Below are 14736 nucleotides of genomic sequence, written 5' to 3'. Positions count from 1 at the left end.
ACTCTACCTCCTACACTAAATTGAACCTACTCGAACTGATAGAATGCGATCCTCAGGTTTCCCTTCTGAGTTGTTCCTACGATCTGCCCTATCTTGAATTTACCTTTTTTCCTGATGGTGACGGTATCACCGTCTTTTATTTCCTTAGCCTTATCCCTTGTTTCGTGATAGTTTAGAAGAACCAGTCCTCTCTGGATCATTTCAAGGGCCTTGGTCCTTGAAGTTTTAGCCAGTTCCGCCACGACCACATCAAGTCTCAGTGAAGCAATAACGGCTTCTCTTCTGATCAGATTGGGCTGAAGAAACAATACTTTTTCGTCATAATCAAATTTTGTCACACTGACACTTGTCCGTCCGATCTGACTGAGGTTGTCCCTGATATAGTCCGCCATGGAATCAAGAACAATGAGATATGCTTTTCCGTCTTTCAGAAAAATATCCCCGAATTTCTCTCTTAAGATGCCGAGACTCATCACTGCACCCAGATAGTCTCTATGGGTGAGCACAATGTGAGTGTCCAGACCCTCTATTTCAAGAATGGACAGCGGATTGTTTCCATCGAAGTTCACAGCAAAAATCTTCCGTTCAAAAAAATCTTCTCCCAGAATATCAATGTCTCTGTACTCTTTCATCTGTGCGATTCTATTCCATACGCCCGGTGTATAGAACTCATCTGTATAATAGAAATAGCTGAAGCTCTTTGCTCTTTCAAGGGATTCAAAGAGCTTTGCCATTCTATAGGAATCTTCATCGTGAAAGGTTTTGATAAAACCTGCTTTATCCATTATTTCCAGTTCAGAAAACCTTTGAGTGTGTTTTCTTCCTTAGTTTCTCTTGTCACTTCAACGATTGAAGGTGAAAGGACGTATACACCATGCTCAACCTCCTGCAGATCACCTGAAAGTGCATAGGTGGCTCCGGCAATAAAATCAAGAAGTCTCTGAGCTGTTCTAGGCTCCAGTGCAGAAGTATTGACCACAACGATCATATTTGCTTTCAGACTCTCACAGATTTGAGGTGCTTCATCAAAAGTGCTGGGCTTGATGATATGAACTTTAGTATTATTCCCATGAAGATTAACGATTTTATTCTGTTCTTTCGCTTCTTTTCTTCTGCTCAGGATACTGTAGTTTTCCTTGGGTTCCATTGTTTCTTCCTCTTCCATTTCTTCCACTTCATAGTCATCGTAGATGTCCTCATCTTCAAATCCCATCATATTCTTGAACGATGTCATTATTTTACCCATTGTCTGTTCCTCCTCATATATTATTTGTTTCTTGATCCGAAAATCCCGGTTCCGATCCTGACCATATTGGAGCCTTCCTCCATAGCGGTGATATAATCCGTCGACATGCCCATGCTAAGAATCTCCATCGTCAGTCTTTCCCTTTCCTGCTCTTTTAACTCTGCAAACACTCCTTTCATTTTCCTGAAGTAGAATCTGTTTTCATCTTCATTCCCTTGGGGGATGATGGCCATGAGTCCTCTTATATTGATGTTTTTCAGCGGCTTCAGAAACTCGATGAATTCCGGAAGGTTCTTCAGCAGTATTCCAGCTTTCTGCTCTTCTTCACCGATATTGATTTCGATCAGTGCATCTACTGTGATATTCGCCTTCTCAGCCCGTTTGTCTATTTCCAGTGCAAGGGCTTCTCTGTCGAGAGATTGAATAAGGTAAGTCTTGCCGATGATCTTCCGGACCTTATTGGTCTGGAGACCGCCGATAAGATGCCATCTGATATCTTTTGGCAGCGCATCGAATTTCACTTCGAGCTCCTGAACTTTATTTTCACCGAAGTCTCGTATTCCGGAAGCATAGGCTTCCATGATTGCTTCATGAGGCTTTGTCTTTGATACAGCAATGAGGGTCACCCCATCAAGCAGCGTATCATTTACCTTTTCGAGATTATCTTTTATTGTGTTCAAAAAAGTCACGACTCCTATTTCTCTATTTCCTGAAGATAGCGTGGTGTTATCGGCTCTATGGAACCTTCGAGGATAATGATCGGCATTTTTTCCAGTTCCATTCTGATGCCTCTGTTTTTCATATTCCTCAGCTGATTGAACTCGCTTTCCACATAAGCTTCAAGCTTTTCATGATTGCCTACAGCCTTTATGACAAACGGGGCCGGCAGTTTTTTCCTGTTTATGGAAATGAATGCCCAGCTGCAGTAGATCTCAGAGGTCTCTGTAACTCTCTCTCCATTGATGGATATGGCATCGGCACCGTTCTGTTTAAGTTCGTTCAGGATCTTCAGCATATCTTCATTATGGATGATTCTAAGCCAGCTGTCTATGGAGTTTTCAGTTTCATCGACCTTCGGTTCTCCATCTGACATGGTTATGATATAACCCGAACCTCTGACTTCTTTATAGCCGAGGAGTTTCTCATTCCTCTTTAACTCATTGTCCAGCTCTTCCATGATGGATTTTGTGTCACTGCTTTTTTCTTCATAATCTTTGAGTTTCTCTTTCAGTTCATCCTGTGTTTTGCCAAGCCCTGCAATATCTGTCTTCAGTTTTTCATGATAGTTGACTGCATCCTGATAATCGCTCTGAATGAGGATGACATTGATTTTTCCGGTGGCCAGCTGAGCCCCCGTTGCAAGACCGATCCCCATGATCACCGATCCCATTAATACCATGATTTTATTAAATCGTATCATTTCTCTTTCCCTTATAGTATTTCTCAATGGCCAGTCTTCTGATCACCGCAAAGTTATTGAATATTCTTCCTCCGAAAACCACGACCGCTGCCAGATACATCGGCAGACCGAGTCTGTCGCCTAGAAAGGTCAGGGCTACCGCAATGATGGCATTCCCGAAAAACCCGGATATAAACACTATGTTGTCAAAAGTCTTACCCATATGAGCCTTCAGTGCACCAAGTACCGAATCCAGGCAGGTGAGAATGGCTACGGTCAGATAGGTGGTATAGGCATCAGGAATTCTGATATCAAGAAACAGCCCAAGAAGAATACCGACAAGTAATCCGATTACGATAATCATATGCTATTCTCCCTCCTCGATAAATGATGATGAAAAAGCCTTGTCATATCTCCCGATAATCAGATCATCAACCGGCTGAAACCGGATATCATAATACTCTAGTGCGCCATAGGACATGGCACCATGAAAAGCCACTGCACCGGACAGCTTTGCCTTATCACCGATCGCTTTGATCGTGATCTCTTCTCTTGGAGAGACTTTTTCATCATTGACCAGTATGAAGCTGTTGTTGGAACTTGATTTGATTCCAGTCTGTATGGAAATCCGCTTATCATTGATACTGATGGCTTCAGCACCTGCGAACTTCAGTTCATTAACGATATACACCAGTTCCGCATCTGTCATATAGTTGAAATTCTGAGGATCAAGTAGAGGATCCGTAGGTTTGAGACTGATGGTCAGTCCCTGCCCCTTGACATCTACGAGTCCCAGAAGCATTCTGGACTTGTCCAGTTCATCCTTGAGGAGAAGATTGGCCTCATCTGTTGATGAAGCGAAAGTCTCATAGTTTTTCAGATCCGCAGTCAGCTTGTCGTTCAGTTCGATCATGGCAGCTTTCTCTTCCTTGAGCATTTCTATTTCCTGTAGAAGATCTTCAGTTTCCTGAACCGTCAGTTTCTTCACCGGGTTCTGAATCTGTTTGTACTGGTATGCCAAGAGGAATCCCAGAACAACAAAGACCAGTGCCAGTACCCATTGTTTGCTTCGGCTATTCTTATTTCTTTCCATCTTTATCCTTTTCTTTAACCATCACCGTTAACAGGTGATTCCACATCTTCGGTAGGCTCAGCCAGCTTGGTTTCATCAAATACAACAGGTTCATCTACATAGGAAATATCCACATACCCTTTTACTGTCGAAAGATTCCCTTCAGAAATGATATTTATTGCCGCATTAAGTTTTTCTTTCAATGAATCCGTGTAACCCAACCGGATTTCCAGATCATTGTAATAGGTTCTGATGTTTGTCATATCACTCAGATCAATCTTTGTAAAAATGATTTCACTGATGTTTCTTTCCTGCAGATACCGGAACTCTTCAAGAACCTTTATCTTATCCTGTGATTCCGGATACAGGTTTTCACCGAGTTTCGGCAGCTCCACCTGATCAATCAGTGTCACACCTTCCACCGGGTTTGTCCCAGTTTCCAGAAGCACCCCTTCACGGGTCAGAAGACTTGTGATGCCATCCTTGTAATAATTGACTTCAGCTTTCTTTTCACTGATCTTCACAACTAACGTAGAAGGAAACTTCCTTGTTATTCGCATATCTTCAAGATAGGGCTGCTTCCCGATACTCTCTTCCATCTCATCCGAGGAAAAAAGAAAAATGTTCTCACCGGTCAGCTTCTTCCCTTCTTCTTCGATAAGTGAGGAAGGAATCTTTTCATTCCCTTCGATGATGATACCGCTGATGTTGAAATATGGTGCATTGGTGACAAATATCCCCAGCGAAATCATGACTATAATCAGAAGTAATAAGGTTATCCTTCTTCTTCTTTTTTTCTTTCTCTTTCTGATTCGTTCCTGAACTTCTTGTAAGCCCATTGTTATCACTTCCCTCAGGTATCACTATCTTCTGTTTCCGTTATGATTCATTTTCTCAGTCCGAGGATCAGATTCCTCTCTGGACTGTCTTGAGATATTCAGGAGAACACCGACAGCGGCAAGATTAACCACAAGCGATGTGCCTCCAGCACTGATAAATGGCAGTGTGACACCTGTTACAGGAAATGCACCGATAACAACTGCAATATTGATGAGAGACTGCAGAGCAAAGACCGCTGTAATCCCTATGGCTAGAAGCTTTCCGAAACTGTCCTTGGCATTGAGTGCGATTCTGATGCCTCTCCAGATGAGTACCATGATCATCAGGATGAGCATCATCCCCCCAATCAGTCCCAGTTCTTCAACTACTACTGCAAAGATAAAGTCGTTCTGAGCTTCAGGAAGCCAGAATGCCTTTAGTCTTGACATTCCGATCCCCTGGCCGAATACACCTCCGCTGGTCAGTGCGTAGAGTGACTGAACCAGCTGATGTCCAGCACCCTGAGCATCTGCAAAGGGATCGCCGAAGTTCAGAAATCTTCTCATTCTATAGGGTTCCAGCACCATTGCACCGATAAGGCCTGCAGCACTCAGTGAAATGTAGGCGGCATTCTGGAGAAGAGTGGCTCCTGAAAGGAAAATCATAATCAATGAGGTGATCATAAGAATCGCGGCAATGGAAAGGTTACTCTGTATGAGTATGATAACGCCGACAAAAACCACCGCCATGATAAACACTTTCCTTGAAGGAGCAACAGGCTTCTTTGGATGGGTTTCGAGTCTTTTCAGTGTATTCGCAGCATAGAGCACCATAACGAACTTGGCGAGTTCTGAAGGCTGAAGTGACATCGGTCCAAGTCTGATCCATCTGCTCGCACCTTTGGTCGGGTCAAACAGAATAACAGCTACATTCAGGATGAGTATTACAAAAACAGCAAGTTTTGTGAGCTGCATGGAATACCTGTGATAGTTGAAATTACTGAACCCTACGATCATCAGTGAAAGTCCCAAAGCAGCAAAGAAGCCCTGTCTCATGACATCACGATATGCAGCGAATCCCTTGGCGACATTCTCATAGCTTGAAGCACTGTAGACCATAAGCAGTCCGAAAAGCACGAGGGCAATGGTCACAGCAAGCAGAACGAAGTCTACTTCCCTATATTTCACTTTGTTTTTTTTACGTCTCTTGCTCTTAGAGGGCAAGTCATTTCTTTTTGTCATCTGCTTTGCATTATTCATGACTTCCTCCTACTAACATTCTGTACTGACCCTACATGAGCAGATAAGTTATGATGACCATCATCAGCGTCACGAGTCCAAATACCAATACTACTTTATTCTCTTTCCATCCTACCGCTTCAAAATGATGATGTATGGGCGCTATTCTGAAGAATCGCTTTCCAGTTTTCTTGAAGTAAAGGACCTGTATAATCACCGACAAGGTTTCCACTACATAGATGAGCCCTACAAGAATGAGCAGCAGTTCAGTTCTTGTCATAAGTGCCATAATCCCTACAGCACCACCAAGCGCAAGGGATCCCGTATCACCCATGAATACTTTTGCAGGGTATCTGTTGAAGTAGAGAAACCCTAGAAGCCCTCCGATGAGTGTCAGAGCAAAGAAGAATACTTCCTGGTCCCCTGACCTCCACGAGATGAGTGCATAAAAAATCACTACAATAATCGTCACTGTTGAGGAAAGACCATCTATACCATCCGTCAGATTAACCGCATTGGTTGCAGCTGCAAAGAAAATGACAACGAACAGGATATACAGTAGGCCCAGATGAATCTCATATCCGAGGAACGGAATCATAAGACTTTTATAATCAAACCCAAAATAAAGAGTGCTTCCCGCAAGAAGTCCGAAAACGAGCAAATAGAGCATCTTATGCTTTGCACTGAGCCCGTCGGATGATTTCTTCTTCACTTTGAGATAGTCATCCAGAAAGCCGATGAGTGAAAAACTTAAAGTGACAAGAATCATAAACATGACCTTGGGATTGAATCCCGAAAGCACAAAGCCCATAAGTGTAAGAACACTTAAAAATATGAACCCGCCCATACTGGGAATACCCTGCTTTGTCAGATGAGATTTTGGTCCGTCCAGTCTGACATTCTGACCGAACTTGAAGCTTCTCAGCTTCTCGATGATATAGGGTCCGATCATCAGGGCAGCGACCATACTTAAAACCAGAGAAATCAGTGCAGTCTCCATCAGTTTCTACCTCCAAGTTTTTCTAGGACTGGTATAAAACGCTCAAAGTACATTCCCCTTGATGCTTTGATCAGAACTGTATCATCTGCTCTTAGAAGTTCTCCGATTTTTTCTTCTGCTTCTTCGTATGTTCTGAATCCAACCGCATCACTGCCATAGGTTGAAACCATCTCATCCATATATTCACCTACTGCAACAAAAAGATCGATATGCTTGGACTTCGCATGATAGGCAACGGATCTGTGCGCTTCTTTTGATTCAGTACCGAGCTCTTTCATGGTGCCGATTATCGCAACTTTTCTACCTGAAAAATTATCCAGATAATCAAGAGCTGCTTTAGTCGAATCGGGATTGGCATTGTAGCAGTCATTGATCAGCGTAAGTCTGTCCATTCGGATAAGATCCATTCTCATGGAGCTTTTCATGATTTCAATATGGGCAAGATCTTCGTCTTTCAGACCCAGTTCTCTTGCTACTGCATAACATAAAATACCGTTCTGGATATTGTGTCTGCCGGGAATTTCAAGATGGATGACTTCCTTATTCTTATTCACGGTGAATTCTATACTGTCTTCATTCACTTTAAGGTTTCTTGCGATATAGTCACCCCGTGTAAGTCCTCCATAAAGAATACGATATGGCTTATTCTGTACAGATTTCAGGTACTCGTCATCTCCATTTAACACAAGAAGAGACTCCCTGCTGAAAAAATCCGTAATTTCCATCTTCGCCTTCAGAATATTTTCCTGTGATCCGAGATGCTCGATATGGGACAGTCCGATATTTGTAATTACGGCAATATCAGGCTGTGCGACTCTTGCAAGATTATGAATCTCAAGGGGTGCACTCATCCCCATTTCCAGAATCGCGTAATCATAGGAATCATCCAAGGAGAAAATCATAAGTGGAAGACCCAGCTCATTATTATAGTTCCCAGATGTCTTGAACACCTTGTATTTTTTAGACAGCATACCATGCAGGATATCCTTTGTAGATGTTTTACCTGTAGATCCGGTAATTCCAATGATCTTTAGATCCAGTGTTTTTCTGTAGTAATAGGCAAGATCAAGTATAGCTCGATAAGTGCTGCTTACCTTAAGCACTGCTTTTCCCTGGGGAACTTCCCCTACTTCGATATTCTCAACTACGGCAACGCTGGCGCCTTTACTGAAAGCATCCATATACAGCTCATTACCATCAAAATGCTCACCCTTTATTCCGATAAACAGTGAATTGTCCGTAACAATTCTGGAATCGATGTACACAGCATCGAAACCGGCTTCCGGGCTGCCGTATAGTGTTGCGCCTAATTTTTCAGCAATATCTTTGACTTGTATGGTTTTCATAATATCCTCATCTCTTCCTATGGTTCATTTTTAAAATCAGTATAAAATTTCCTTATCAAATATATCATATTCCCTAAGTTTATGGAGATGTTTATACGAAAATAGCATGTGAATTCACATGCTATTACTCATCATTTTAAGGAAAGATATTTGTCCATTTCCAAGATGATTTCCTTGGCCCATGGCGCAGCAACAACATTACCATAAATAGCATCTTTTGGATTATTAATGATGACAAGGACCGTCACCTTGGGATCCTGATAAGGTGCCCCGCCTATGAATGAAGAGATAAATTCATCATCTGAATACCTCTGTTTTCCATTTTCATCTTTGATGATTTTCTGAGCGGTTCCTGTTTTACCGTATACTGCAATGTCTTCAATATAGCCTGCACTTCGATCATTGCCTCCAACAACGCCAAACAGAAGCTTAAGCATCCTGTCTGCTGTGTTCTTGCTTATGATTTCCTTGTCTTCCGACTCATTCAGCACTCTTTCTGTAAGATTGCCGTTCACATCGAGAAGTGTAGCTTTCTCGCCTAAATGAAGAGGAATCATCACCCCACCGTTGGAAACTGTATTGATCGCGTTCATCATCTGTACAGGACTCACTGTCTGCGCCTGTCCGATGGCAGAAGTTGCAAGATCTACTGGCGTCATACTGTCTTTATTGAACACAATTCCGGTGGTTTCTCCAGGAAGATCGATTCCGGTTTTCTGTCCGAAAAGGTAGGAACTGACATATTCGTTGAATCTGTCTGCTCCCAGTCTCTGTGCGATCATGATCGTTCCCACATTACAGGAGTTCCTGAGCACATCACCAAGGGACTGATCTCCATGACCAGATCGGTTGACACAGTTGATCCTTACTCCATTGACCATAATGTAACCGGGACAGAAGAAATGATCATCCTCGCTGACAACGCCTTCTTCGATGGCTGATGATACGGTAACAATCTTAAATGTTGAACCCGGTTCATAAGCGTCATTCACAGAAAAATTTCTCGTTATGGCATCAAATTCATCCTGAGTTCTATCTTCTCTTGGATTACTCGGATCAAAATCAGGAAGATTGACCATTCCAAGAACGCCTCCGGTCTTCGGATCTGAAACGATCATGGTCACGCTCTCCGCTTCATGCTTATCCATAGCTTTCTGAGCCAGATTTTCAATAAAGTACTGCACTTTTTCATCGATGGTCAGGATGAGATCACTGCCGTCAATGGCTGATGTCTGGATCACTTCCGAATAAGGCAGTTCACGATTCTGTTTGTCCACCTCAGCAATCTTTATTCCGCTTATCCCTTTTAATGTCTCATCGTACCAGTACTCTATCCCCATTACCCCAGTACCGTCGATATTGACGGATCCGAGAACATGTGACAGAAAACTGTTATTGGGATAATATCGGATGTTATCATATCCGATGAGAAGAAAATTGACTTCATTTTCATCGATATACTCTTTCAGAAGATCTATGGTGTCTTTCTCTATCTTTCTTTTGATAATGATTCCGTTGTTCTCGGCAGTCAGCTTTGCAAGGAGTTCATCCTTATCTTCTCCAAGAATTTCAGCAAGAGGTGCTGCATATTCTTCTGCAGTCTTATCTTTTGACTCCAGCAGTCTTCTGAACGTTTTCAGATCTGCGTCGACACGATAGGCTTCAGTTGTGGAAGCAAGTATGGAACCGTTACGATCTAATATATCCCCTCTCTTTGCCGGGATGGTGATTTCTCTTACAATCTGACTCTGGGCTTTTGTAAAAATCTCATCTTTTGCAATAACTGTGACATAAAACAGTCTTGCACCAAGCCCTAAAAACAGGAAAAATGTCAGTGCGGTTACCCACAGATATCTTTTGTTATACATCATACACCTCTATGTCTCTCGATCAGTTTGAAATATTCAAGTTAAGCATAGAGAAGATCTTATCTGTAAAATTCGGTTCATCCTGAACAGCTTCAGTTTCCATAAAATTATTCTTCGTCAGGTCAACTTCAATATAGTCAGATTTATCCACAGATACGAGCTCCAGCGCGACGGATTTTTCTGCGATGTCACCGATGGAAGAAGCCTGAATCATTTTCGCCTTAAGTGCTTCATTACTCTTGATGGTTGCACGAGTGTCGTTCTGCATCTGAACATACTTGTTCTGCATATTATAAATCATACCGCTTCTGAATATCGTTACAAATAGACCTGTAGCCATAAAAAATATGGTGAGCACAGCGCTCATCTTCATCTTATTGTTTCGCGCTGCATTCTTTCTATGAAAATCCTGTCTTGATTTTTCGAGTCTTCTTCTTTCCTCTTCCTGCTCTCTCTGTTTCTCTCTTCTGATTTCAGGATTCGGAGCCGTACTTAAGTACTGTACTCGGTTTGGTAGTGCCATCATCATCACACCTTTCTAAATATCCCGTAACCTATATTTTTTCCAACACCCTCAATTTAGCGCTTCTTGACCTGGGGTTTTCTTCTATCTCTAACTCACCAGGTAAAATGGGTTTCTTGGTCAAAATTTTTACTGTTGCTGTTTTCCCGCATATGCACGGCATGTTGCTTGGGCAAGTGCAGGGATACATCAGTTCTTTATAAGTGTTTTTTACAATCCGATCTTCAAGTGAATGAAAAGTGATTATTGCCAGTCTTCCCTCAGGCTTTAATCCATCCACTGCATCAAGAATTGTGTTTCTTATGATCGTCAGTTCTCTATTCACTTCTATTCTTATGGCCTGAAAAGTTCGCTTTGCAGGATGAGGTCCTTCTCGTCTTGCCTTCGAGGGAATCGCCTTTTTTATGATTTCCACAAGTTCAAGGGTGGTCTCAATAGGTTTCTCTCCCCTTGCCTTGACAATAAATTCTGCGATTCGCTTAGCCCAGTTCTCTTCCCCATAATCACGTATGATTCGGTAAATATCTTCTTCCTCATAGTTGTTGATGACCTCATATGCAGTTAAATCATCTTCCCTGTTCATCCGCATATCAAGTGGTGCATCCTTCATGTAGGAAAACCCTCTTTCACCTTCATCAAGCTGATAGGATGAAACACCTAAGTCCATGAGTATTCCGTCTACACCTTCTGGTGCATGTTCCTGGATTATCTTCCTGATCTCTTCAAAATTTGAATGTACCAGAGTTACGTTGTCATATTCCTTCAAAGCTTCTTTGGCATTATTCAATGCATCAGTATCCTGGTCTATCCCTATGAGCTTCCCACCCTTTAGTCTTTTCAGGATTTCCTTTGTATGCCCTGCACCACCAAGAGTACAATCGACATAAGTGCCGTTTTCTTCGATATTCAGCCCTTCAAGACATTCGTCCAGAAGAACAGAGACATGTTTAAACTCCATAACTTCACCTATATTCCCAGTTCATTCATTTTTTCAGCGATAGCATCCATATCCATTTCACTCTCGTTATACGCTTCCCACTTCTCCTTGGACCACACTTCAACTCGATCCATCATACCAACGCTCACGACTTCACCATCTATTCCGGCATAGCTTAAAAGTGACTGCGGAATCAGCACTCTCCCCATCTTGTCAGGTTCCATTTCATTGGCTCCTGAAAAGAAGAATCTCACAAAAGATCGGACATTTTTATCCGTGAGAGGCAGTGATTTCAGTTTCTGTTCAAAAATCTGCCATTCGTTCTTAGGATAGATGTATAGACAGGAATCAAGACCTTTAGTCATGATAAACTGCTCTCCTAATCCTTCTCTGAGTTTAGAAGGAATGATTATTCTGTTTTTCTTATCCATTCCATGGCTAAACTCACCGATCAGCATCATTATTCACCACTTTCTACCACTTTTTACCACTTATAGGTCTATTCTACACAAAAAAATATAACCCTTCAATAGTTTGAAGGGTTATAAATGAATTATATTTAAAATTTACACAAATTACATATTATTTTATTAATGAAATACAGTAACTTTCTAAAATGAATAAAAATCAATACGCAAGCTGCAAACAGGTCATCACAATTGTGACATTTTTTCACAGAATTTGCATAAAAACATATACTACCCGGATGCTATTCACCTTGAAAATATTGAAGAATGGATGTTCTATTTGATGGTCACTTTCGTACTGCGGTCCTTGCTGAATATTTCATAAAATTTAATTTCCACATCATTTATGCTGATATTCTTAATTTTTTCTACATAACTGAATAAATCTTCTCCATGCAGCAGTAGCCCAGTTGTGGAGACTCCAATCCTATCCACAGAATTGAATATGTTTACGAATTTACCCGTCATGGCTTTTTTGATTCTCTTTAAGTCTGATTCCATTTTCCGGAAAAACTCTTTGTCTTTTTTAATGCTCTCGATATATTCTTCAATCAGGTTCAGAACCATTTCAGGATCTCTTGATTCTCCCCCGATGAAAACTTCACCGTGGTCTTCCTCAAGACTGATTTCACTTGAAAAACTGTCATTGATTCTGCCGTTTTGGATATTCTCCTCATAGAAACGAGAAGTGGATCCGAAGATGAGTTTCATGGCCATTGAACCGACCAGAGTATCTTTGAGAAGATCGTTTCCGGTTCTTCTGACTTTGACACCATAGATATAGTTCGGCACCTGAAGATTCATTTCCAGAACGGATTCCTTTTTTACTGACTCTTCAGGTTCCAGGTATTCTTTTTTCACAAGGGTAAGTGGCAGACCTGGCTCTACATTCTCTTTAATGACTTCTTCGAATTCGGTGATATCCAGATCTCCTACTAGAACAAGAATCATGTTTCTCGGATTATAGAATGCTTCATAACATTCTATAAGATCCTTAGCCGTCAGACTATAAATCGAATTCACACTTCCTGCGATATCTTCTTTTACAGGATGGATATGATAGAGTGCCTTCATGGCTTCTATATATCCTCTGAAGCCGGGATGATCATCATACATTTTTATTTCTTCTGCAATGATTCCTTTTTCCTTCTCCACATTCTCATCGGTCAGATGAGGTGTGAATACCATTTTAAGGAGCAGCTTCAGATTCGGGAGAAAATGATCAGTTGTGCTGAAATAATACGAAGTCTGGTGGTTATTCGTAAAGGCATTTACTGAAGCGCCGAGTTCTGTGAATCTGTTGAACACATTCTCTCCATCAGGCATTTCAAAAACCTTGTGCTCAAGAAAATGAGCAATACCATCTGGATATTTCCTGAAGCTTACACCACCATCGACTGAAAACTCCACATCCTTGCTTCCATAATCAGAAGTGAGAATCGCATAGGATTTCGTGAATCCCTTCTTTGGAATATAGTACACCTTCAGCGTATTGATTTCTGTTTCATATATTTTTTCATCGATAAATTTAAGCTCTTTGATCGTTCCCATTTGCGCCCTCCTCGTCGAGATAATGTGCGCTGATGAACTCCAGTCCTTTAGCCACTTCCATTATTCTCTCTTTTGTTACACTTTGTATTCCTTCAATAACTTCCTCAATGGTATAGTCGATACCGAAAACCCTGAGTGCGATCAGATAGCTTGAAGTGCTGTACATGGAATCCTCCATGGACTTCAGTGAGCTGATCACTTTTGCTCTTGCAGTTTCAAGCTCATCTCTTGTGAATTCACCGATCTTCATTTTATCGACTTCCTCATCAATCAGAACACGAGCCTTTTTGAAGTTCTTGAAATCAAGACCTCCTCCGATGGTCAGTACACCCGCGAATTTGTCAAATGAGGAGTAGATGGAATAGGCCAGAGAATGCTTTTCTCTGACTTCATTGAATAATTTCGAATGAGCTCCTCCGCCGAAAATCGAGTTGAACATGACCAGAGCAAAGTAATCCCCACTGAAAATTGAAATGTTAGTATTATAAAGGAGAGACATCTTCCCTTGATTGATTTTCATCTTTTCATAGACTTCTCCAGATTCGCGGTTAAAGTCTCTTTCCCCAGGTGATTTCAGGTTGTCTCTAGTGATACTGTTATCAAGAATCTTTAACGATGAAAGCTTTTCTAATACGTCTTCTTCCTTTTCGATATTACCAGACGCATAACAGAAAGCCTGCTTCATATGCATTTCCTGCCATAAGTTCTTCAGAACATCCTTGTCAAGCTTGTCCAGCTCTTCAATGGTGCCATATTCAGGAATACGATACGAGTCGTTCAGTCCGATTTCCATGACCCTGCCCATACTGTAGTGACCTTTATCGTCATAGATCGATTCAATATACAATCTATGATTCATTATTTCCTGTTCGATGATCTCATCATCGAAGTCTGATTCTATGAATACAGGATGATAGATGATTTCATTTAAAAGATCTATCGCTTTCTGCCAGAGATCTTCGTTATATAAGGTAAACCTGTTATCCAGGAAACTGACATAAAAAATGATGAACAGTTTATTCCCGATTTTGCTCATTCCGATATCAAAGTTTGCACCGTACATCTCCTGCAGGTATCTTGCAATCTCCGATGACGTACGGAAAGACCTGGTACCTCTTTTCAGCACCTGGGCAAGAACATTAAATCCCGTGACATTTTCTTCCAGGCTGACTGGAACCACAAGACTGATGGCGTTGTTTTTAAATTTGGCTGTTTTTATTATTCCGATGTTCTGCATTATTCCTCCATAGATATGCCATAAGGCATACCT

The 14736-nt window shown here is 41.5% G+C and carries 16 protein-coding genes; all 16 read right to left on the bottom strand.

Going from position 1 to position 14736, the window contains the following annotated elements; all coding sequences use genetic code 11:
* Window positions 1-26: 26 nt before the first annotated feature.
* Entirely contained in the window at window positions 27-785 is a 759-nt protein-coding gene (locus RTX25_RS02215) for a YlmH/Sll1252 family protein (protein WP_312649924.1), read from the bottom strand.
* The gene (locus tag RTX25_RS02210) at window positions 785-1246 is read right to left on the bottom strand and encodes a cell division protein SepF (RefSeq protein WP_312649921.1); all 462 of its coding nucleotides are present in this window, start codon (window positions 1244-1246) and stop codon (window positions 785-787) included. Before RTX25_RS02210 ends, RTX25_RS02215 begins: the two co-directional genes overlap by 1 nt.
* Before the next feature lie 20 nt (window positions 1247-1266).
* On the bottom strand, window positions 1267-1926 hold the full coding sequence (locus RTX25_RS02205) for a YggS family pyridoxal phosphate-dependent enzyme (RefSeq protein WP_312649919.1): 660 nt from the start codon (window positions 1924-1926) through the stop codon (window positions 1267-1269).
* A gap of 14 nt (window positions 1927-1940) precedes the next feature.
* Window positions 1941-2666 carry a DUF881 domain-containing protein gene (locus RTX25_RS02200; RefSeq protein WP_312649918.1) on the bottom strand — a complete coding sequence of 242 codons (726 nt, stop codon included), beginning with the start codon at window positions 2664-2666 and terminating at the stop codon, window positions 1941-1943.
* Complete coding sequence (locus RTX25_RS02195; protein WP_312649915.1) at window positions 2653-3009, bottom strand: small basic family protein; 357 nt, start codon at window positions 3007-3009, stop codon at window positions 2653-2655. Before RTX25_RS02195 ends, RTX25_RS02200 begins: the two co-directional genes overlap by 14 nt.
* A 3-nt stretch (window positions 3010-3012) precedes the next feature.
* Complete coding sequence (locus RTX25_RS02190) at window positions 3013-3738, bottom strand: DUF881 domain-containing protein (RefSeq protein ID WP_312649912.1); 726 nt, start codon at window positions 3736-3738, stop codon at window positions 3013-3015.
* A gap of 14 nt (window positions 3739-3752) precedes the next feature.
* A complete protein-coding gene (locus RTX25_RS02185) occupies window positions 3753-4556 on the bottom strand; it encodes an FtsQ-type POTRA domain-containing protein (RefSeq protein WP_312649910.1) in 804 nt (267 codons plus the stop codon).
* 24 nt (window positions 4557-4580) lie between these two features.
* Entirely contained in the window at window positions 4581-5795 is a 1215-nt protein-coding gene (gene ftsW, locus RTX25_RS02180; RefSeq protein WP_312649908.1) for a putative lipid II flippase FtsW, read from the bottom strand.
* Window positions 5796-5826: 31 nt separating this feature from the next.
* Window positions 5827-6774 carry a phospho-N-acetylmuramoyl-pentapeptide-transferase gene (mraY, locus tag RTX25_RS02175; protein WP_312649905.1) on the bottom strand — a complete coding sequence of 316 codons (948 nt, stop codon included), beginning with the start codon at window positions 6772-6774 and terminating at the stop codon, window positions 5827-5829.
* The gene (gene murF, locus RTX25_RS02170; RefSeq protein ID WP_312649902.1) at window positions 6774-8120 is read right to left on the bottom strand and encodes a UDP-N-acetylmuramoyl-tripeptide--D-alanyl-D-alanine ligase; all 1347 of its coding nucleotides are present in this window, start codon (window positions 8118-8120) and stop codon (window positions 6774-6776) included. The genes mraY and murF overlap by 1 nt, the downstream gene beginning before the upstream one ends.
* Window positions 8121-8251: 131 nt before the next feature.
* The gene (locus RTX25_RS02165) at window positions 8252-9988 is read right to left on the bottom strand and encodes a penicillin-binding transpeptidase domain-containing protein (protein ID WP_312649899.1); all 1737 of its coding nucleotides are present in this window, start codon (window positions 9986-9988) and stop codon (window positions 8252-8254) included.
* Between the two features lie 22 nt (window positions 9989-10010).
* A complete protein-coding gene (locus tag RTX25_RS02160) occupies window positions 10011-10511 on the bottom strand; it encodes a hypothetical protein (protein WP_312649897.1) in 501 nt (166 codons plus the stop codon).
* Window positions 10512-10542: 31 nt separating this feature from the next.
* Window positions 10543-11469 (bottom strand): 16S rRNA (cytosine(1402)-N(4))-methyltransferase RsmH, encoded by a 927-nt coding sequence (gene rsmH, locus RTX25_RS02155; RefSeq protein WP_312649894.1) that lies wholly within the window; start codon window positions 11467-11469, stop codon window positions 10543-10545.
* Window positions 11470-11477: 8 nt separating this feature from the next.
* Window positions 11478-11906 (bottom strand): division/cell wall cluster transcriptional repressor MraZ, encoded by a 429-nt coding sequence (gene mraZ, locus RTX25_RS02150; RefSeq protein ID WP_312650253.1) that lies wholly within the window; start codon window positions 11904-11906, stop codon window positions 11478-11480.
* 285 nt (window positions 11907-12191) lie between these two features.
* Window positions 12192-13466, bottom strand: a complete 1275-nt coding sequence (gene yfmH / locus RTX25_RS02145) for an EF-P 5-aminopentanol modification-associated protein YfmH (RefSeq protein WP_312649891.1) — start codon at window positions 13464-13466, stop codon at window positions 12192-12194.
* Window positions 13444-14703, bottom strand: coding sequence for an EF-P 5-aminopentanol modification-associated protein YfmF (yfmF, locus tag RTX25_RS02140; protein ID WP_312649890.1), 1260 nt, complete (start codon window positions 14701-14703; stop codon window positions 13444-13446). The genes yfmH and yfmF overlap by 23 nt, the downstream gene beginning before the upstream one ends.
* Window positions 14704-14736: the final 33 nt, after the last annotated feature.

It is taken from the genome of Proteiniclasticum sp., assembly GCF_032054185.1.
GTDB lineage: Bacteria > Bacillota > Clostridia > Clostridiales > Clostridiaceae > Proteiniclasticum.
This window is presented reverse-complemented; position numbering and strand designations above follow the sequence as displayed.